The organism is Hymenobacter glaciei, assembly GCF_039539585.1.
Taxonomy (GTDB): domain Bacteria; phylum Bacteroidota; class Bacteroidia; order Cytophagales; family Hymenobacteraceae; genus Hymenobacter; species Hymenobacter glaciei.
The window spans coordinates 1-18,925 of sequence record NZ_BAABDK010000021.1 but is presented as its reverse complement, the minus strand read 5'-3'; the positions used below and the strand labels follow the sequence as shown (position 1 = coordinate 18,925).

Annotated in this window: 18 protein-coding genes; 14 read left to right on the top strand and 4 right to left on the bottom strand. The window is 60.6% G+C overall.

Translation table 11 applies throughout. The features are described 5' to 3' along the window. Positions 1-292 precede the first annotated feature (292 nt). The gene (locus ABD837_RS13160; RefSeq protein WP_345055224.1) at positions 293-976 is read left to right on the top strand and encodes a hypothetical protein; all 684 of its coding nucleotides are present in this window, start codon (positions 293-295) and stop codon (positions 974-976) included. 212 nt (positions 977-1,188) lie between these two features. On the opposite strand, the gene ABD837_RS13155 is transcribed toward ABD837_RS13160, so the two are convergent. Beyond that, positions 1,189-1,521, bottom strand: a complete 333-nt coding sequence (locus ABD837_RS13155) for a hypothetical protein (RefSeq protein WP_345055221.1) — start codon at positions 1,519-1,521, stop codon at positions 1,189-1,191. Positions 1,522-1,587: 66 nt separating this feature from the next. On the opposite strand from ABD837_RS13155, the gene ABD837_RS13150 reads away from it, so the two are divergent. The 7 genes from ABD837_RS13150 (at position 1,588) to ABD837_RS13120 (ending at position 9,743) form a co-directional block, all read left to right on the top strand. Next, complete coding sequence (locus ABD837_RS13150; protein WP_345055219.1) at positions 1,588-1,950, top strand: hypothetical protein; 363 nt, start codon at positions 1,588-1,590, stop codon at positions 1,948-1,950. Positions 1,951-2,093: 143 nt separating this feature from the next. Further along, entirely contained in the window at positions 2,094-5,090 is a 2,997-nt protein-coding gene (secDF, locus tag ABD837_RS13145) for a protein translocase subunit SecDF (protein ID WP_345055216.1), read from the top strand. A gap of 337 nt (positions 5,091-5,427) precedes the next feature. Next, positions 5,428-6,039 (top strand): RNA polymerase sigma factor, encoded by a 612-nt coding sequence (locus tag ABD837_RS13140; RefSeq protein WP_345055214.1) that lies wholly within the window; start codon positions 5,428-5,430, stop codon positions 6,037-6,039. Continuing rightward, positions 6,029-7,642 (top strand): porin family protein, encoded by a 1,614-nt coding sequence (locus ABD837_RS13135; protein ID WP_345055211.1) that lies wholly within the window; start codon positions 6,029-6,031, stop codon positions 7,640-7,642. Before ABD837_RS13140 ends, ABD837_RS13135 begins: the two co-directional genes overlap by 11 nt. A gap of 98 nt (positions 7,643-7,740) precedes the next feature. Then, entirely contained in the window at positions 7,741-8,136 is a 396-nt protein-coding gene (locus ABD837_RS13130; protein ID WP_345055208.1) for a c-type cytochrome, read from the top strand. A 51-nt stretch (positions 8,137-8,187) separates the two neighbouring features. Continuing rightward, a complete protein-coding gene (locus ABD837_RS13125) occupies positions 8,188-8,781 on the top strand; it encodes a YceI family protein (protein ID WP_345055205.1) in 594 nt (197 codons plus the stop codon). A 41-nt stretch (positions 8,782-8,822) separates the two neighbouring features. Beyond that, positions 8,823-9,743: a DUF5777 family beta-barrel protein gene (locus ABD837_RS13120; RefSeq protein WP_345055201.1), complete on the top strand. Its 921-nt coding sequence runs from the start codon at positions 8,823-8,825 to the stop codon at positions 9,741-9,743. 78 nt (positions 9,744-9,821) lie between these two features. Here ABD837_RS13120 and ABD837_RS13115 read toward each other — a convergent pair whose 3' ends face one another. From ABD837_RS13115 to ABD837_RS13105, 3 genes are all read right to left on the bottom strand, one after another. Then, entirely contained in the window at positions 9,822-10,424 is a 603-nt protein-coding gene (locus ABD837_RS13115) for a NifU family protein (RefSeq protein ID WP_345055199.1), read from the bottom strand. Between the two features lie 240 nt (positions 10,425-10,664). After that, positions 10,665-11,744, bottom strand: coding sequence for a chorismate synthase (gene aroC / locus ABD837_RS13110; protein ID WP_345055197.1), 1,080 nt, complete (start codon positions 11,742-11,744; stop codon positions 10,665-10,667). A 116-nt stretch (positions 11,745-11,860) separates the two neighbouring features. Beyond that, positions 11,861-13,372, bottom strand: coding sequence for a BatD family protein (locus ABD837_RS13105; RefSeq protein ID WP_345055193.1), 1,512 nt, complete (start codon positions 13,370-13,372; stop codon positions 11,861-11,863). 284 nt (positions 13,373-13,656) lie between these two features. On the opposite strand from ABD837_RS13105, the gene ABD837_RS13100 reads away from it, so the two are divergent. The 6 genes from ABD837_RS13100 to ABD837_RS13075 all read left to right on the top strand — a co-directional run bounded on the left by ABD837_RS13100 (position 13,657) and on the right by ABD837_RS13075 (position 18,864). Then, positions 13,657-14,391, top strand: a complete 735-nt coding sequence (locus tag ABD837_RS13100) for a ferritin-like domain-containing protein (protein ID WP_345055189.1) — start codon at positions 13,657-13,659, stop codon at positions 14,389-14,391. Between the two features lie 33 nt (positions 14,392-14,424). Next, the gene (locus ABD837_RS13095; RefSeq protein WP_345055186.1) at positions 14,425-15,306 is read left to right on the top strand and encodes a ferritin-like domain-containing protein; all 882 of its coding nucleotides are present in this window, start codon (positions 14,425-14,427) and stop codon (positions 15,304-15,306) included. A gap of 158 nt (positions 15,307-15,464) precedes the next feature. Further along, positions 15,465-16,220 (top strand): ferritin-like domain-containing protein, encoded by a 756-nt coding sequence (locus tag ABD837_RS13090; RefSeq protein ID WP_345055184.1) that lies wholly within the window; start codon positions 15,465-15,467, stop codon positions 16,218-16,220. Between the two features lie 34 nt (positions 16,221-16,254). Beyond that, a complete protein-coding gene (locus tag ABD837_RS13085) occupies positions 16,255-17,091 on the top strand; it encodes a ferritin-like domain-containing protein (RefSeq protein ID WP_345055181.1) in 837 nt (278 codons plus the stop codon). A 169-nt stretch (positions 17,092-17,260) separates the two neighbouring features. After that, positions 17,261-17,986 carry a ferritin-like domain-containing protein gene (locus tag ABD837_RS13080; RefSeq protein ID WP_345055178.1) on the top strand — a complete coding sequence of 242 codons (726 nt, stop codon included), beginning with the start codon at positions 17,261-17,263 and terminating at the stop codon, positions 17,984-17,986. Further along, positions 17,983-18,864, top strand: a complete 882-nt coding sequence (locus tag ABD837_RS13075) for a ferritin-like domain-containing protein (protein ID WP_345055176.1) — start codon at positions 17,983-17,985, stop codon at positions 18,862-18,864. The genes ABD837_RS13080 and ABD837_RS13075 overlap by 4 nt, the downstream gene beginning before the upstream one ends. Positions 18,865-18,925: the final 61 nt, after the last annotated feature.

Sequence of the window (18,925 nt, the reverse complement as noted above, 5' to 3'; positions counted from 1 at the left end):
GCTTACCGGCTACCTGTTCCACCTCCACCGTCAGCCAAGGCCCCTTCCAGGGGCTGTTTGCGTCCTGCGTTTTTCTACCGAACTCCAAGCAATTGGGCGTTCGTGCACCTGTTTGCACGCTGCTTGTCGGCTTCCGACCCGTAACGTTTTCTACTTTGAGGCTACCGTCATTTTTACTCCTGGGCCTTACGGTTCGAGGGGTAATCGACGGCGCGTTATACGGTGTCCGGACGGTGGATTTCCAGGGTTTGACCACCTGAAAATCGTTGGTCCTTATTTCTCCTTTTCATCTATGAAACCCCACTTCCTCGCCTTGGTTGCGCTACTGCTCACCGGTAGCGGCTGCCGCAAAACGCCGGCCGCGCCCAGCGAGTGCGCCCAGGTGCAGCGCGCCCCGGCCGCCTTCCTGGCCTACTGGTACTTCCCCAAAGGCTCCTACTGGGTCTACCAGAAGCGCGGCTCCCAGCCCGTGGAGGTGGACACGGTCACGGTTATCGGCACCGAGGTGCGCGTGTTTCGGCCCGGGGCCAACACCTACGGCCTGCCCACCTGCACTGAACTCTACGAGCTGGCCTGCTGGCACTCCAACCGCCGCTATTTCCGGGGAACCAGCGCGAACAGTAACTACCGGGGCTTAGAACATTTTGAAACCCAGGAAGAAAATGGCCAATGGTTCGTCTCTCAGCGTGCGGAAAACATGTACGACATCGGCTTTTTCTGGTATTATCCGCAACGGCCGGTGGGCCAGCCCATCGCCTCCGATGGTCCGGTCCTGCTTGATACCACCGCCGTGAGCGTGCCCGCCGGCACCTTCAAGCGCTCGGTGCATCTGCGCGTGGATGCTTTCCGTGACTCGACCCAAGGCCCGTTCGTGCGCTCCTACCACCTTACCCGAGGCATTGGCACCACGCGCCGGGTGTATGCCAACCTAGGCACCTGGGAGCTGCGCAGCTACTACATCGCCCCGCGACAATAACTGCCTCTCCGCCGAAAGCCTCTTGTAGCAACGCCTTAGAGCCGTTTCGGAGTCAGTGGATGTAGGGGCGGGGTCGTACCCGGTAGGGCTTGCCCCCGCCCGGCCGTTGATGCCCGTTGACCGATTCCGTTCAACGACGGGCGGGGGCGAGCCCTACCGGGTACGACCCCGCCCCTACATTGTTTCGCCTGTACACTGGCCACGAAACCGCTCTAACCACCACTTAACGGGCTTTTTTGTTGGGACAGCACCGAAGCGTCTCCTGGATTGGCGGCATGCAACTTCGTTTCCACAGCATGCGAGGGCGCTTCCACGGCATGCGACCTCGCTTCCACGGCATGTAAGTCCGCTTCCATGATGTGCGACTTCGCTTCCACGGTATGTAAGTCCGCTTCCACGATGTGCGACTTTGTTTCCACGATGTGCGAGGGCGCTTCCACGATGTGCGACTTTGTTTCCACGATGTGCGAGGGCGCTTCCACGATGTGCGACTTTGTTTCCACAGCGTGTAAGTTCGTTTCCACGCTATGCGAGGCCGTTTTCACGACTGCCGCGAGGCATTTGTACCCGTTCCCGCCAAAATGGTATCTTTGCAGACCCCACACCTCCCTATGTCGGCTCTGCTTTCCCGTTTTTGGTTCTCGCTCCGCTTTGCCCTGCTCGCCGCTACGGTGCTGCTGGTGCTGGGCCTGAACCAGCGCGCCGTGAGCGTATTGCGGCCCGTGGGCAAGGGCGAGGCGCGGTTTACCCGCGCTACGGTGGTGAAACAGAAAGTGCTGTTCGAGGCCACGGCTTCGACGAAGCATTTTGTGGCCCCGCTGCCGGTGGCCTGGCTGCCGGCCGCCGTGCCGGGCCTGTGGCTGCCCACGTTGCGCCAGGCGCTGGCCGTGCCACGCTTGCGGGCGGGCATCCGGATGGGCGCAGTGTTTCGGGCGCGGCTGCTGGCCGTGGCCCTGTCGCCGCAGGCACCCTAGTTTTTAATGAGCAATTGGCGATGAGCAGTGCACAATGGGCAGTAATGCCCAGCGGTGCTGGCTCGGCGGCAGTTGCTCTTTTCGTTTTGGAGCTTTACAGCTCTGTTGTTCATTGCCTATTGCTAACTGTTAATTGAATTCAAATGCGTAACAAAGGATTAATCATTGCCCTCACGCTCGTCGTGACGGCGTTGTGCGCCTACTTTCTGTTCTTCACCTACGTCTCGCGCGGGGTGCAGAGCAAGGCGGTGGCCTACGCCACCCGCAACGGCAAGGTCGACGAAACGGCCCGCCAGCACTACCTCGACTCGGTGTGGCGTGCGCCGGTGTACGGCCCCTTCACCTACCGCGAAGTGCGCCAAAGCGAACTCGGCCTCGGCCTCGACCTGAAAGGCGGCATGCACGTGACGCTGGAAGTATCGCCGGTAGAAATTGTGCGCGCCATGAGCGGCAACAGCAAGGACGCGGCCTTCAACAAGGCGCTGGAGCAGGCGCAGGAGGCCCAAAAGGCCAGCCCCACCACGCCCTACACCACGCTGTTTGCCCAGGCTTACCAGCAAACGTCGAACGGCCAGCCGCTGGCCCGCATCTTCGCCAACAACACCAACAAGAGCCGCAACCTCACCATCAACTCCTCCAACGAGAAGGTGCTGGCTGCCATCGACAAGGAAGTAGAAGATGCCATCGACCGCTCGTTTAACATCCTGCGCACCCGCGTCGACAAGTTTGGCGTGAACCAGCCCACCATTCAGCGCGTGAAGGGTACCGGCCGCCTCCAGATTGAGCTGCCCGGCGTAGACAACCCCGACCGCGTGCGCAAGCTGCTGCAAGGCCAGGCCAAGCTGGAGTTCTGGGAAGTATGGAACCAGAACGAAATCGGCCCTTACCTGGTCGCCCTCGACAAGCAGCTGCAAGCCAAGGATGCCGCTGCCAAAGCCGGTCCGGCTGCTACCCTGAACATGGCCGACACCACGGCTACGGCTACCGCCAAAGGCGACACCACTTCGCTGGCCGCCCAATTGGCCAAGAAAGCCAAGCTCGGCAAAGGCGCGGCGGACTCGACCACGACTGCCAACCAGGGCGGCGTGCTGTCCAAGCTCTTCACCATGCCCGGCCGCCTGGGTGTGAACCTGCGCGACACGGCCCGCATGAACACCATCCTGCGCTCGCCCGAAGCCAAGGCTATTCTGCCCCCCACCCTGGCCCTGCTCTGGAGCCTGAAGCCCACGACCGTTGACAAGCAGGAGTACCTGGAGTTGATTCCGGTGCGCAAAACCCGCGACGGCGTGCCCCCCATGAGCGGCGAAGTCGTGAGCGATGCCCGCGCCGACATTGGCCAGACCGGCCAGCCCGAAGTGCTGATGAACATGACCCCTGCCGGCTCGCGCAAGTGGGCGAAGATGACGGCGGCCAACATCGGCAAGCAAGTGGCCATGGTGCTCGACGACTACGTGTGCTCAGCGCCGGTGGTGCAGAGCGAAATCACGGGCGGCGGCACCAGCATCACGGGCAGCTTCCAGATTGAAGACACCCAGGACCTGGCCAACCAGTTGAAGGCGGGTAAGCTGCCCGCTCCCACGCGCATCGTGGAAGAAGCCGTAGTTGGTCCGTCGCTGGGCCGCGAAGCCATCAACCAGGGCCTGTACTCGTCGCTGGCCGGCGTGGTGATTATCATGCTGTTTATGGCCTTCTACTACGGCCGCGCCGGGGTAGTGGCCGACATCGCCCTGCTCTTCAACATCTTCCTGATTCTAGGCGTGCTGGCCCAGTTTGGTACCGCCCTCACCCTGCCCGGCATCGCTGGTTTGATTCTGGTGATGGGTACCTCGGTAGATGCCAACGTACTGATTTTCGAACGTGTTCGAGAGGAACTGGACCACGGCCTGGGCCTGAATGACGCCATCAACAAAGGCTACGCCCGGGCATTCTCGGCCATTTTTGACTCGAACGTAACCACCATGCTGATTGCCGTGATTCTCGGCTTCTTCGGCACGGGCCCGGTGCAGAGCTTTGCCATTACGCTGGGTATCGGCGTGCTCACCTCGTTCCTGTCGGCGGTGTACGTGTCGCGTCTCATCATCGAGTGGATGGTGAAGGGCAACGAGAACCACCCGATGACCTTCAGCACCTCGATTTCGCGCAACCTGTTCAAGAACCTGAACTTCGACATCGTGGGCAAGCGCAAAATTGCCTACGCTTTCTCCACGTTCTTCATCGTGCTGGGCTTTGTGCTGATGTACGTGCAGGGCGGCCCTAACCTGGGCGTTGACTTCAAAGGTGGCCGCGCTTACGTGGTCGATTTCAACAAAGGCATGGAAGCGTCGGCCGTGGCCGACAAGCTGCGCCCCGTGTTCGGAGGCTCCGGCCTCGAAGTGAAGCAATTCGGCTCGGCCAACCGCTTGCGCATCACCACCGGCTACCTGGCCGAGGATGAGAGCAGCGTGGCCGATGCCAAAGTAGCCGCCGCCCTCAACCAGGGCCTGCAGCAGTACAGCGCCGATGCTCCGGCTATTAAGTCGACCTCGAAAGTGGGCGCCACCATTGCCGACGACATCAAGCGCACCTCGGTGCTTTCGCTGGGTCTCACGCTGCTGGGCATCTTCATCTACGTGCTGTTCCGCTTCGAGAAGTGGCAGTACTCGATGGCGGCCGTAGTCGCGCTGTTCCACGATGCCCTGCTGGTAATCGCAGCTTTCCCGATTGCCCGTTTGTTTGGCCTGAACTACGAAATGGACCAGATTTTCGTGGCCGCCGTGCTCACGGTTATCGGCTTCTCGATGAACGACACGGTGGTTATCTACGACCGTATCCGCGAGTACCTGCGCGAAAACCCTAAGCTGACCTTCGCCCAAGTGGTGAACCCGGCCCTAAACTCGACCTTCTCGCGCACGATGATTACGTTCACCACCGTATTCCTGGTGGTGCTGGTGATGTACATCTTCGGCGGTGAGACGCTGCGTTCGTTCTCGTTCGCGATGATTATCGGCGTCATCTTCGGCACGTACTCGTCGCTGTTCATCGCTACTCCGATTATCCTCGACACCTACGGCAAGAAAGAGGAGCGCGAGCGCCTCGCCGCTGGTGAGGACGTAACCGGCCTGCCCGGCGACGCGCCCAAACTGAGCACGTCGAACGTGTAAGGCACGGATTCGTCGGACTCACGGCGGATTTATCGGATTTGGTAGTCGATTCTTCTGACTACTCTTCTTAAAAAAGGCTGCCTTCGGGCAGCCTTTTTTTGTGCCGTAACTCCACCATGAGTTCATTGAACAATGTACAGACGCGCCCCCTCGCGTCTGGGCGTTGAACGATTCCGATTGGTGCGGTCCCGGAGATGCGAGGGGTCGCGTCTCTACATCGTTTCGGCAGGCGATGCAACATCAAGGCCAGTACCAACCCTGACAAATCCGTGATTCAGGCAACCCTTTTTCGGTATCTTCCGAGTGATGAACAGAAGTCGTCGCCTAGCCTGACTCTATGCTGCACCTTTCCCCACCCGATTCTGCATCTGCTCGGTTTGCCGAACTGCTGGGGGCCTGCCGCCGGCAGGAACGGGTGGCGCAGCGCCGGCTATACGCGCAGTTTCATGGCCTGGCCCTGAGCGTGTGCCAGCGCTACGCCCGCGACCGCGACCAGGCCATGGAAGCGGCCAACGACGGCTTCCTGAAAGTATTCCGCGACCTCGGCCGCTTTGATGATGCCCGCCACCCGGACGATATACTGGGCTCGTTCAGCGGCTGGCTGAAGCGCATCATGGTGCACACGGCCATCGACCACTACCGCGCCAACGAACGGCACCAGCACCAGCAGGAGCTCGACGATGCGACCCTCAACCAGGCCGCTCACGACGCCACCCCGCTCGACTCGCTGAGCTACGACGAGCTGCTGGCCCTGGTGCAACGCCTGCCCCCGGCTTACCGCACGGTGTTCAACCTGAGCGTGATTGACGGCTTCAGCCACGAAGAGATTGCCGCGCAGCTGCACATTTCGGAGGGCACCTCCAAATCCAACTTATTCAAAGCCCGAGCCCACCTGCGCACCATGCTGGCTCAGAGGTCGACGTTAGAAAAAATCCGCTATGTGGTCTGATAACGATATTGATAATGCCTTCCGCCGCCTCGACCCTGCCGAGCCCGACCCCACGCCCTTCCCGCTCGATGCCTGGCTGAAGCTGGAAACCGGCCTGGACCAGGCCGTGATTGACCGGGCCGTGCGCCGCCGGCTGTGGCAGTTTTTCGCGGCCGAAGTGGCCGCAGTAGCCTTGGTGGGCCTGGGCTGGTCGCTGTGGCCGTCCGCTGCCCCGGCTTCGGTGGGTTCGAAAACCCAAACCATGGTTTCCTCGGCCCGGGCAGTGGAAAAAACGGGCCATGCAAAGCACCTGCAGGGCTTGGGAGCGTCCGTTGCGAGCGCGCCAATCATCCGGCAGCCTGCGGCAGTGCCTGCTAACGTAACGCCGGCAATGCCGGGTCGGGTTGCTATGCCCTCGGCAATTACCCCAGCTACTACCCCGGCAACGGGCGCTGTTGCCCGCGTTTCGGCCACCCGTGAGGCAGTTGCATACAGGCGCCGCTTGCCCCTGGCAGTAGCCGTAACGCCGAACGCGCGTTTCCATTCGGCCCCTGGCCGGGAAGCGGCTGAGCGCGGCGGTACGGCTTTCGGTCGTTCGGTAACCACACCAACGCACCAGGCAGCAGGGCGAACCACCGAAGCTGCTTCGCGGACCCGGATGGCTGTGGCTGTTGAGACAGCTACAAGTGCTAACACAGGTACACAGCCGGAAACCCGCCTTGGCACGGAAGCCCCCAGCAATGTGGCAGGCAGCCGGATGGGTGCCCTTTCGCAGGCAACCGGCAGCAGGCATAAAGCGGCGCTGACAATTCCCACGGCCAGCCCCTCGAAGACAAACACCCGCATTGCGGCGACTGGCCTTACTGGAAGCTCCGAAACCGGAACGGCTGCTACTCCCCAAGCGGCCGACGCACCACTGGCCTCGGTAGCTACCACGGCAGTAGCTCTGGTGCAGCCACTGGCAGCCCCGTTGCCCGCGCTGGTGGCCCCGGTAGAGCTGACGCCCAACCCACTGCCGACGGCGGTGCATAAGCCCCGTTTCTCCGTGGGCGTGGTGGCCGCGCCCGACGTGAGCACCGTGAAGTTTGCGGATGTGCAAGCGCCCCACCTCAACGTGGGCCTGACCCTGGAGTACCAACTGGGGCAGCGCTGGCGCGTGACTACGGGGGTACAGCGGTCGACCAAGTCCTACTATGCCCGGCGCGAAGACTACGACTGGTCGGTTTATCCCAAAGCTCTCACCCGCGATTTCACGACGGTCGATGGCAACTGCACCGTCGTTGATGTACCGCTGAACCTACGCTACGATGCGCTGGTTACCCCAAGATACCGGGTATTTGGAACGGTAGGGCTCTCATCGTTCTTCATGCAGCGCGAGCGTTACAGCTACGATTACTACGACTATGCCAGCAGCACCGACGTTCTGTGGGAACGCAGCTATTCAAACGCTAACCAACACTGGTTCAGCGTACTCAACCTCTCGGCCGGCTACGAGTATGGCCTGGGTACCCATTGGCGCCTGCAAGCCGAGCCCTACGTGAAAGTTCCACTGGCCGGTGTAGGCGTAGGCAAAGTTCAACTGCTCAGCGCCGGTGTTTACGTCGGTGTGAAGTACGGTTTTTAACATTCCTGTTCATTCACGGTCTTTCCAGTAATTACCGAACTGCCGCTACAGCCGGAACTGGCTGGCCGCAGCTCAGCGTCTGGTTATTTTCATTTCTTATGTTCCCATTTTCCGCAATCTCATCACGCCTCCGGCTCGTGGCGCTGGGCACAGCTGCCTCGCTAGTGGCAGTTGCTGCCGGCTGCACCTACTCGCACGGCGACCCGGCCCCAGCCTGCGACGTGGCCCGCGAGACCATTACCTACTCGGCAGTGGTTGCGCCCATCTTCGCCGCCAACTGCCTGCGCTGCCATGGCAGCACCGTGGCCAACGTCATAGGCGGGGGTAACGATTTCGGCAGCTATGCCGCCTTAAGCCGCTACCCCCAAAACAGCCTGCTGGGCAGTGTCCGCCATGAGGCCGGGTATTCGCCGATGCCCCAGAATAGCAGCAAGCTGTCGGACTGCGACATCAAGCGCCTCGAAGCCTGGTATGCGCAGGGCAAGCCCCAATAAATGCGTCGGGCAGCCTACACCGGCCCGCATCATCACAACCTGCCCCTTGCCATGAAACGCCTGTTCTTCTTGTTGTCATTGCTGCTGGTGCTGCATGGCGGCTCCGTGGCCCTCGCCCAAGGCCGCTACCTCACCAAAACCGGCCTGGTAAGCTTCTTCTCGGCCAGCCCGATTGAGGACATTGAGGCCCGCAACCAGCAGGTAGCGGCAATGCTTGATTTTGGTACCGGCCAGTTGGCGTTCAGCGTGCCCATCAAGGGCTTTGTGTTCAAGCACACCCTCATGCAGGAGCACTTCAACGAAAACTACTTGGAGTCGGACAAATACCCCAAGGCCACCTTCATTGGGCATTTTGTGGGGTTCGATGCGAGCCAGCTGGGCACGGCCGGCGCCCACCCGGCGCAGGTAGAAGGCGACCTGACGCTGCACGGCGTGACGCACCACATTCGGGTGCCGGCCACGGTGGAGCTGCGCAGCGACAAGGTGCTGGCGCAAGCCACGTTCCCAGTGGCCTCGGCCGACTATAATATTGAAATTCCACTGCTCGTGCGCAACAACATCGCCAAAATCATCAGCGTGCGCGTCGACCTGTTGTGCTCGCCCGTGGCTACCGCCCTGGGCACGGCCCCCGCCGCTGGCCGCTGAGTAGGCCGCGCATTTCTTAATCGTTGTTTCCTCTTCTGCTTATGTTTTCTAATCTACGCACGCTGTTTTTTGCCGCCGGCACGCTGCTGGCAGTGCTGGGCCTCGCCCCGGCCGCCCATGCCCAAACCGATTTATTGGGCGAACTCGAAAAGCAAACCGCTGATTCGACCCGACGCGAAGTAGTGACGGCTACCTTCAAAGGCACGCACATCATCAACGCGCAATCGGTCGAAACGCCCGGCGCGGGCACCCTGGCTTTCCTTATCCAGCACCGCTTCGGCACGCTGAACAGCGGCGCCTACGAGTTTTTTGGGCTCGACCAGGCCGTGCTGCGCCTGAGTTTTGAGTACGGCCTTACCGACCGGCTGGCCGTGGGCGTGGGCCGCACCAACATTGAGAAGACATTCGACGGCTTTGTGAAGTATAAGGCATTGCAGCAAACCACTGGGGCCCACGCCATGCCGGTATCGGTTACGCTGCTGGCTTCGTCGGCCATCACCACGCTCAAATTCACGCAGGCGGCCAATGTGCCCGAACGCAGCACGGCCTCGCGGGTCGACTATGCCTACCAGGTGCTCATTGCGCGCAAGTTCAGCCCCGGCCTGTCGGTGCAGCTCATGCCCACACTCGTTCACCGCAACTACGTGCCGCTGGCCGGCATGCAAAACGACGTGTATGCCATCGGCGCGGGCCTGCGCCAGAAGCTCACCAAGCGCGTGGCGCTCACGGCCGACTATTTCTACCTGCTACCCGGCTACGTGGCCGACAATTTCCACAACGCCCTGGGCCTGGGCTTTGACATCGAGACCGGTGGCCACGTTTTCCAGCTGCACTTTACCAACGCCAAAGGCATGTCGGAAAAATTCTTTGTTCCCCAAACCACCGGCAACTTCTTCGACGGCGACATCTACTTTGGCTTCACCGTGGCCCGCAACTTCACCGTGAAATCGCAGCTGAAATAAATTAAAAAGAGGAATAGAAAATGCCCGCCTGACGATTCAGGCGGGCATTTTCTATTCCTCTTTTTAATTTTTAATTTCTTAAACCGTGATGCCTTCGGCTACTACGCTTTGCACCTCGGGCACCATGCGCTTCAGCAGGTTCTCGATGCCCGATTTCAGGGTAACCGTAGCCGAGGGGCAGCCGGAGCACGAGCCCTGCAGGTTCACGGTCACGATGCCTTCGTGGTAGCTTTTGAACGTGATGTTGCCACCATCCTGCTCCACGGCGGGGCGCACGTAGTTATCGAGCAGGTCGATAACCTTCTGGGCAATCTGGCCATCCTGCTGGGTGGGGTCGCCGGCAGTGGCAGCCTGGGCGGCTTTCTGCTCGGCAGCGGGGTCCACGGTGAACAGGGGGCCACCCGCTTCCACATAGCTCTTCAGGAACTGGCGCAGTTCGGGAATAATCTGCGTCCAGGCCAGTTCGGGCTGGGTTTTGGTCACGGTCACGAAGTTCTGGGCGATGAAGACGCGGCCCACGTAATCGAAGCCAAACAGCTCCTGCGCCACCGGCGAGTTGGCAGCGGCTTCGAGGTTGGGGTAATCCACGCTCACGCCATCAACCAGCAGGTTCTGGTTGAGGACAAACTTCATGCTCTCAGGGTTGGGCGAGGCTTCGGCGTAAATGGAAACAGCGGACATATTTCTAGTTGATTAGGTGCTGGTGATGAGGTGCCGGCGGCTGGAGTACAGCGGGTCTTCCGGTAGGCAAAGGTACAACCGCGACGGGGCCGCGGAGGTTGCAAATGTAGGTACATCATTTCACGAAGCGTAAACTCCGTGAGTCGAAAGGTGGTGATGCGGTCAAGACGCGGACTCGCAAAGTCTACGCTGCATTAACGCCTAGTGCCCGGCGCGCAGGCCGCCTCGACCAGTTACGACTTACAATCTGTTGGCCCGGGCGCGCAACAGCAAGTCGGCCAGCACCAACTGGGTCATGGCTTCTACGATGGGCACGGCGCGGGGCAGCACGCAGGCGTCGTGGCGGCCCCGGCCCACCAGCGTAATGGCCTCGCCCTGGTCGTTGATGGTTTGCTGGGGCTGCAGCAGCGTAGCCACCGGCTTGAAGGCCACCCGGAAGTAGATATCCTGCCCGTTCGAGATGCCGCCCTGGCTGCCGCCGCTGTGGTTGGTGCGGGTGCGTACCGTCCCGGCCTCGTCGGTGTAAAACTCGTCGTTGTGTACCGAGCCGGGCAGTTTTGTGCCTTCGAAACCCGAGCCGAATTCAAACCCCTTCACGGCATTAATGCTGAGCAGCGCATGGCCCAGCACGGCCGGCAGCTTATCGAATACAGGCTCGCCCAAACCCGGTGGCACATGGCGCGCCACGCCGGTAATGATGCCGCCCACCGTGTCGTGCGCCGCCTGCGCAGCCCGGATGCGGGCCTCCATCAGCACGGCTGTTTCGGGGTGTGGGCAGCGCACGGGGTTGCTGTCGATAAGGCTTAAATCCAACTCCTCGTACCCCAGAGGCAGCTCTACTTCGCCCACGGCCGAAACGTAGGCGGCAATTTCAACGCCGAAATGCGCCAGCAGCTGCATGGCCACGGCCCCGGCGGCTACGCGGGCCGCCGTTTCGCGGGCCGAGCTGCGGCCGCCGCCGCGGTAGTCGCGCCGGCCGTACTTCACGTCGTAGGTGTAGTCGGCGTGGCTCGCGCGATAAGCGTGCGCAATGTGCGAATAGTCGTCGGAGCGCTGGTCCGCGTTGGGAATAAACAGGCTGATGGGCGTACCGGTCGTCATGCCTTCGAACAGGCCCGACTGAATGTGTACGGTATCCGCTTCCTTGCGCGGGGTGGTGAGGTCGCTCTGGCCGGGCCGCCGCCGGTCGAGCGCTGCCTGTATCTGGGTCGCATCCACGGCCACGCCGGCCGGGCAGCCATCGATAATCACGCCGATGCCCGCCCCGTGCGACTCGCCAAACGTGGTGATGCGAAAGAGGGAGCCGAAGGTGTTGGACATGAGCCAGATAATGGTTAACGATTAAGGGTCAGCGTTAATTCTCGACGGGCTGCTGATGAGCCAGGGTCGTCGCAAATGCGCTATTACGTAGCACTCATCGCCAACCAGCGGCAAAACTACGCCCGCGGGCCCGCCCGCCACCAACCAAAAGCTGCTATGCCGGCCAGAGCCAGCAGCAGCCAGTCGGCGTAGCGGCGCACGTCGGCGTACACATCCAGGGGCTGCAGGGTCGTGTCGGCACCCTCCAGGGCGGGGCCGTAGAACGGGTCCTGGCTGGGTGTGGGCAGCGGGTCGGGCTGCAGGCGGGCACCGCGTACCACCGGGTGCAGGCTGGGCCGCAGGGTATCGTAGCGGCCGGTAGCGGGGTCGAAAACCACCAGCTGCAACAAGCTGTCAAGAAACACCGTGCCGGGCCGCCGGGCTACCAGGCGGTACCGAAACAGCTTGCGCCCGCCGCCCGGCGCGGACTCTTCGCGGGCCTCGGGGCCGTACACGTCAAGCCACGGCCGGGCAGCCAGGGCCGGGGCCAGCACGGCCGACAGGTTGCCTTGCCCCTGCACGCCAAAAGCCAGGGTAAACGACTCGCCCACCCGCGGGTGCGAAGTGCTCAGGGCTTCTACCTGCCGGAAGTCGCCCACTGCCACGGTGCCAGCACGCCCGCCCGGCAGCGGCAGCACATGTACCGTCAGCCCAGGCGACAGATAGGTTTTGTAGCCCGCCAAGCGGTTTTCCTGGCCAGCCTCAGGCTTTTTCAGCAGCTTGAACTTCACCATCGTCAGGGCCAGCGGCGGGAAGTGCAGGGGCTGGGGCGTGAGCGGGTAATACAGGTTTTCGGCCAGCCGGAAGCGCAGGTATTTTTCGCCCCGGTGGCGCACCGTGTCCGGCGTTACGCTGGGCTCGGGGCCGGGCTGCTGCCAGGCCGTGGCCTGGTGCAGCTCGTGCAGCATGGGCGGCAGCTGGTCGTCGAAGTCGTGAAACGAAAGCAGCGCCTGGTCTTCGGGTTTGAGGTAGAAGTACAGTCCTACCCGCACTCCCTGGCCCTGGTACACCCGGGGCCGGTCGGCCAGCACGGCCAGAAAAGCGTGGTCGGGCACTTCCTGGTACAACGCCGGTTTGGGCTTGCCAAACATCTTGTCGAGGTCGGCCACAGCCTGCAGAGATGCCGTGGGGTTGGCGGGTTTCGTGATGGTGCCCGGGTTGGGCGGCGGGGCTGGCCCCACGTGCACTATACTGCTTTTAGCGCGCAGCACTACCCCATTCACCGTCATCTGAAAGGGCTTAATTGCGATATCGCCCTCGCCGTAGGGCACGTACTTCTGCGTAATGGTGAGGTCGCTGAACTGGTGGCCCTGCACAATGCGCGTGGTCGTGGTGCTGGTTTTGCCGGTTTTCTTGAATCCTTCCAGCTCCGGAAACTCCGAATACTTGTCGAGTTGTCCGCCGCGCAGCCGAAAGGCTACGGTGAAGGTGCCCGTCACCACTATGGTCGCCGGGCTGGGCAGCAATTGCACCTCGGCCGGTACCGTGGCTGGCGTAGGGGCCGGAGCCGATGCTGTAGCCTGGGTTGGGGCCGTGCCAGGCTGCGCCAAGGCTGGGTGCAAACCCAGCAGCCCGAGCAGCAGGAACACTTGGCCCAAAAATCGTCGTATAAATTGCCGGGCCATTTTCACCGCCTAAAAGTAGCTGCCAAGGGTTGAAGTGGTGTTTTTTCGCGCCAACGCCCGGACAACACCAGCCCCAAACACGAAAAAAACGGGCCTTATGAATCCTTTACCCGGACCAATGCCGTATCTGCTCCAAAACTCCCTGCAAATTCCGGATTATTGTTATTGCTGACTCTGGCTTTTTAGCCTCCCGCATATCTGTTGTTTTTTTTGCCTGACTCCCATTTCTCACTCAATTACCTACGCACATGTCTGACAATCTTCAGCCCCGCGGCTCCGACGATACCAAGCTCGTTCAGCCGATGTTTACGCCCATTAAGCGTCGTTCCTTCTTTATGTACGCCGGCGCTACGGCTGGCGCTACCGCCCTCGTACTGGCTGGCTGCTCGAAAGACAGCGACCCTGTTAACCCTTTGGCCGGCACTATCAGCCTAGGTGCGGGCGATGTGGGCGTCCTTAATTACGCTTATGCGCTTGAGCAACTCGAAGCTGCTTTTTACGCGCAAGTGGTGAAAACCCCTGCCGGTGACTTTCAGTCGGGCGAGTTGGCCTACTTCACCGAAGTAGCTGCCCACGAAGCTATCCACCGCGATTTCTTCAAGGCTGCCATCAACCGCGACGCTCCCGGCAAGCTCCTGCAAAACCTGACTCCGAATTTCGCTTCTATCGACTTCACCAAGCGCGCTAGCGTACTTGGCACCGCTAAGACGTTCGAAGACTTGGGCGTAGCCGCCTACAACGGCGCAGGCAAGCTTATCAAGACTGCTGCTTACCTCGTTATTGCCGGTCAGATTGTTTCAGTTGAAGCCCGTCACGCTGCTTATATCCGTGATTTGCTCGATACTACTGGCAAATCCTTTGCTGGCGACGACCAAGTGGACCCGGTAACCGGTCTCGACAAAGCAATGATGCCGGTTGATGTAATCACCGCCGCTCAAGGCTTTATTGTCGAGAAACTGGACGCCAGCACCGTTGGCAAGTAATCACCCCTCCCTCACTCGTAATCAACTTTTGTTATGGATTTCTTCAAAATAATTGACCAGCTTTCGGAGGTGGATGCCGACGTCCTTGGTCGTTTCGACTCGCGCCGCGCCGTTTTCAGTTCGCTGGGCTCTGCTGCCAAGCGTTCGGCCCTGGCTGCTACGCCCCTGTTCTTGGGCTCCTTGTTTCAGAAGGCCTACGCTGGCACTACTGCTACTGCGGTAGAAGTATTGCAGTATGCGCTTGCCTTGGAATTGTTCGAGCAGGACTTTTACAAAAAGGTGCAGAATTCGACGCAGTACGCTGGAGCTACTGCTGCCGACAAAGCAGCCATCGACCAAATCAAGAAGCACGAGGATTCGCACGTAACCCTGCTGCAAGGTGCCATTAGGGGCATGAGCGGCAATCCCGTTACGGGGGTGACCTTTAAGGCTGCGGTGTTTGCAGGTCTGACTACCTTCAAAACCGGTGCGGCCGCTACTTCGCAGCTTGGCATTGCCCAGCTGCTGGAAGACACCGGGGTGCGTGCCTATAAAGGCCGCGCCGGCGAGTTGCTCGGCACAGATTTGCTGACTGTTGCGCTGCAAATCCACTCGGTGGAAGCCCGCCACGCAGCAAAAATCCGTGCCATGCGCGGTCAGCGTGCCTGGGTGAACCCCAGTGACGACTTAGCCGCTCACCCGGTGTACACCAGTGGCGTAACTGCTGGCTCTAATCCTGCCCAGTTCGGCCTTGTGGTTCCCCCTTACTCGACTCCTAGCCCAGTCGAAAACAACACGACCCAGTCGGGTGTGCCCATCACCACGGGCCTGGGAACTCCCTATACTGCTGCTGATGCTGCGGCCTCGTTCGATGAGTTCCTGCAGGTTGCTGAAGTCCTCGACAACTCCCGTGCCGGTGGCTTGATTGGTGCTTAACCAACAAGGCATTTTCGCTAATTAGTATTTACAAAGCCGGTCCCGCATTCGTGGGGCCGGCTTTGTTTTTGTGCCCTTGCAACCAATGCACGGGTAGCTAGTACCTTTGCTAAGACGCTGACCCAGGGTTTTGGGCAGGCAAATATTCTCAACCAAAAATGCCAGAATCCTTCTTTTCGCCCGCTCCTCCCCCCCCAGTTCAGCCGGCGCCTACACCCATCAAGCGTCGTTCCTTCTTCCTGTACGCCGGTGCTACGGCTGGTGCTACCGCCCTCGTACTGGCCGGGTGCTCGAAAGATGCCGTTACTCCTACCCCCACTCTGCCCGCTGGCAACACGACCAACGCCGACGGTTCCATCAGCCTGGGCTCGGGCGATGTTGGGGTGTTGAACTTCGCTTATGCCCTCGAGCAGCTCGAAGCCGACTTCTACAGCAAAGTAGTGGCCCAGTCGCAAGGCGTGCTTAGCGCTGCTGAGTATGCCTACTTCCAGCAGGTTGCCAAGCACGAGGCTATTCACCGCGATTTCTTCAAAGCCGCACTCACCCGCGACGCCGGCACCCAGGTGCTGCGCGCGCTGACGACAAAATATCCGGGCACGACCTTCAGCGACAAAGCGACGTTGCTGGCTACGGCCAAAGCATTCGAAGACCTTGGCGTAGCTGCTTACAACGGCGCGGGCAAGCTCCTCAAAAACCCTGACTACTTGGTGCTGGCCGGCAAGATTGTATCCGTTGAAGCCCGTCACGCCGCTTACGTTCGTGACTTGATTTCGCCTGGTTCGTTTGCCGACGACGACCAGGTTGACCCCAATTCCGGCCTGGATAAATCGATGAAGCCGACGGATGTTATCGCCAAGGCGCAGGCATTCATTACTGAGAAGCTGGATGGCAGCACCGTTGGTGTTAACGCTTAATCCCCTTACCCTTCACTCGTAATCATCCCTCGCCATGAATTTCTTCAATATTATCAGCCAGCTGGCCGAAGCTGACTCCGACGTACTGGGCCGCCTCGATTCGCGTCGTGCGGTATTCAGCTCGCTCACCACGGCAGGCAAGCGGGTTTCGCAGGCTGCCGTGCCGGCTTTGCTGGCCTCGTTTTTCTCGAAAGCCTACGCCGGTACCACGGCCGGCGACCCAAAAGACGTCTTCAATTACGCCCTCACGCTTGAGCAGCTCGAAGCCGATTTCTACAACAAGATGCTTGCTACAGCCAATGCAGCCATTTTCGCCACGGCTTCTACGGCTGCGCAAAATGCCATTCGGCAAATTGCCAAGCACGAGAACGCCCACGTCACCCTCCTCACGGCGGTCGTGAACGGCATCGGCGGCACGGCGGTTATCGGCAAAACTTTCAAAGCTGCTGAATTCGCCAAGCTCACGTCTTTCGCAGCGCAGCTCGAGGTTGCTCAGTTGCTCGAAGACACGGGGGTACGCGCCTACAAGGGCCGCGCCGGCGACCTGCTGGGCCTGGCCGATGTCACCATTGGTGGCAAAGTGTACAACCCGCTCGAAACGGCACTGCAGATTCACTCGGTTGAGGCCCGCCATGCCGCCCACATTCGCTACATGCGCGGCCAAACGCCCTGGATTAGCGGCGATGGCGACAAGGATGGCGCTGACAACTACAAAGGCGCGACGCCGGAAAGCAACGTCATTCAGTCGGGTGTGAACATCACGACGCAGCTGGGTACCACGTACACGGCCAAGGATGCGCAGGCGTCGTTCGACGAAATCCTGACCCCCAGCGAAGTATTGGCCTTGGTTACTCCGCTTATCGGCGCGTAACCCGATAGGCCGTCTCTTTACGGTCTTAAAAAACAACGCCGGCTCTGCTCACGCGGAACCGGCGTTGTTTTTTAGGCCTTTGCAACCATTGGAGGGGCAGTGAGTACCTTTGTGGTGGTTCCGGCTCCAACTTTTTGGGCCAGTTGCCCGATTGACGCATTAGCTAAGCATGTCTGAACACACTTATTCGCCCGCGTGGCGGGCGCAGCCCCTGGGGCGGCGCGGTTTTTTGCGGGTTTCGGCTGCTTCGGCAGCCACCGTGGCGCTGATAGCCACTACGGGCTGCTCCACCGACCCGCCGGCGCCCATCGTAGTCGACCCTCATCAGCTGGTATTGCCCGCTGACGACCAGGGGCTGTTATACTACGGCTACCTGCTGGCGCTGGCACTGTCCACGACCTACGAAAAGGTGCTGGCGAGCCCTCCTACTGACCTCACAATAGCCGAGCGGGTAGTTTTTTCGAACATGCGCGACCACCAGGTCATCTACCGCGAGCTGTTCCATTACTACATCGACCCTACGCTAAAAATCGCGCTGTTTCCCGACGATTTTGCGTTTAACCTCTCCACCTTCAACCTCACCACGCGAACGGGGGTGCTGGCAGCCGCTCAGCAGCTTGCCGACCTGGCTGCTGCTGCCTACCCGGCGCTGCTTCCCCTCTTCAGAACCAGCGGCTTTCAACGGTCGGTGTTGGTGAAGGCGGTTTCGGTGCAGGCACGGCACGCAGCAACCATACGCGACCTGCGTGCTCCCGGCTCGTTTGCTGATGATACCGTGGTAGAAACCGCTACCGGCCTGCTGCGCACCAAAACTCCTCTCGAAGTAAATGCTGTCCTGGCGCCATACTTCGCGCCCTACGTTATTTCCGTTGCCAATCTGGCTGTTCCCGTATGAAGCTGCTCCCGTTTCTCGACCGTCTTGCTGCCAGCCCGGCAGCCAAGGGCCTGGCGCCACGCCGGGCGCTGCTGCAGCAGGCCAGCCGCACGGCCCTGGCGGCGCTCCCGCTCCTTGGCGCCGTGCAGCCCGTAGCGGCGCGCACCAAAGCCACTGCCTACGATGCCCTCTTGCAGCTATTGCAGCTCGAACGGCTGCAAATGGCCTACTACACGCGTGCCCTGGCCACAGCAGGCCTTATACCGGCCGCGCAGACCGCCGATTTCCAGCGGATGCTCAACCACCAGACGCAGTACGTGGCTTTCCTGCTAAAATCGCTGCAGGACACCGGCGCCATCGTACCAGCCGCGCCGGCATTCGATTTTAGCGGCCGTAAAAACGTGGCGACCAATCCGGTGCTGTTTCCCAACGTATTGAGCAATTACGACGACTTCCTGGCCCTGAGCCAGCAACTCGAGGACCTGGGCGTGCGGCTGTATACCACTTATTCGTTCATCAATACCAACGACAGCCAGTTTTCCAAGGTGTTGCTCCGTATCCTGGCCGTCGAAGGCGAGCATTCGGCTCACGTACGCGGCCTGCGCCGTGACCGCGGCGTAACCGTGAAAACATGGCCCAGCAGCACGGATGCGCCCATTGCTCGCCCCGCAGGGGCCCAGGCTCTTACCGACGCCGCCACCGGCGGCGAGAACAACGCCACCCAGTTTGCTGCAGCCGGTGTGCCAATCGTATTCAGCGAATTCCTTAACGTGTTCAAACTCTCGTTTGTACCCGATGCTTCGCTGGCCGAGGCCTTCGACGAACCGCTGGTAGCCGACCCCAAGAAATACATTTCCCAAACGGCTCTTGCCCAAGCAGCGTTGGACTTGTTCAACTAGGTTGTACGGACAATTACCTTTGCGTTCGTGAGCAATCTGGATGAAATTAGTGACCGTGCCT

Excerpts from the sequence above, each read along its gene's own strand:
- ABD837_RS13140 (WP_345055214.1), top strand. The coding sequence starts at position 5,428 with ATGCTGCACCTTTCCCCACCCGATTCTGCATCTGCTCGGTTTGCCGAA.
- ABD837_RS13075 (WP_345055176.1), top strand. The coding sequence starts at position 17,983 with ATGAAGCTGCTCCCGTTTCTCGACCGTCTTGCTGCCAGCCCGGCAGCC.
- ABD837_RS13095 (WP_345055186.1), top strand. The coding sequence starts at position 14,425 with ATGGATTTCTTCAAAATAATTGACCAGCTTTCGGAGGTGGATGCCGAC.
- ABD837_RS13100 (WP_345055189.1), top strand. The coding sequence starts at position 13,657 with ATGTCTGACAATCTTCAGCCCCGCGGCTCCGACGATACCAAGCTCGTT.
- ABD837_RS13150 (WP_345055219.1), top strand. The coding sequence starts at position 1,588 with ATGTCGGCTCTGCTTTCCCGTTTTTGGTTCTCGCTCCGCTTTGCCCTG.
- ABD837_RS13085 (WP_345055181.1), top strand. The coding sequence starts at position 16,255 with ATGAATTTCTTCAATATTATCAGCCAGCTGGCCGAAGCTGACTCCGAC.
- ABD837_RS13115 (WP_345055199.1), bottom strand. The coding sequence starts at position 10,424 with ATGTCCGCTGTTTCCATTTACGCCGAAGCCTCGCCCAACCCTGAGAGC.
- ABD837_RS13125 (WP_345055205.1), top strand. The coding sequence starts at position 8,188 with ATGAAACGCCTGTTCTTCTTGTTGTCATTGCTGCTGGTGCTGCATGGC.
- ABD837_RS13120 (WP_345055201.1), top strand. The coding sequence starts at position 8,823 with ATGTTTTCTAATCTACGCACGCTGTTTTTTGCCGCCGGCACGCTGCTG.
- aroC (WP_345055197.1), bottom strand. The coding sequence starts at position 11,744 with ATGTCCAACACCTTCGGCTCCCTCTTTCGCATCACCACGTTTGGCGAG.
- ABD837_RS13130 (WP_345055208.1), top strand. The coding sequence starts at position 7,741 with ATGTTCCCATTTTCCGCAATCTCATCACGCCTCCGGCTCGTGGCGCTG.
- ABD837_RS13160 (WP_345055224.1), top strand. The coding sequence starts at position 293 with ATGAAACCCCACTTCCTCGCCTTGGTTGCGCTACTGCTCACCGGTAGC.
- ABD837_RS13080 (WP_345055178.1), top strand. The coding sequence starts at position 17,261 with ATGTCTGAACACACTTATTCGCCCGCGTGGCGGGCGCAGCCCCTGGGG.
- ABD837_RS13090 (WP_345055184.1), top strand. The coding sequence starts at position 15,465 with ATGCCAGAATCCTTCTTTTCGCCCGCTCCTCCCCCCCCAGTTCAGCCG.
- secDF (WP_345055216.1), top strand. The coding sequence starts at position 2,094 with ATGCGTAACAAAGGATTAATCATTGCCCTCACGCTCGTCGTGACGGCG.
- ABD837_RS13135 (WP_345055211.1), top strand. The coding sequence starts at position 6,029 with ATGTGGTCTGATAACGATATTGATAATGCCTTCCGCCGCCTCGACCCT.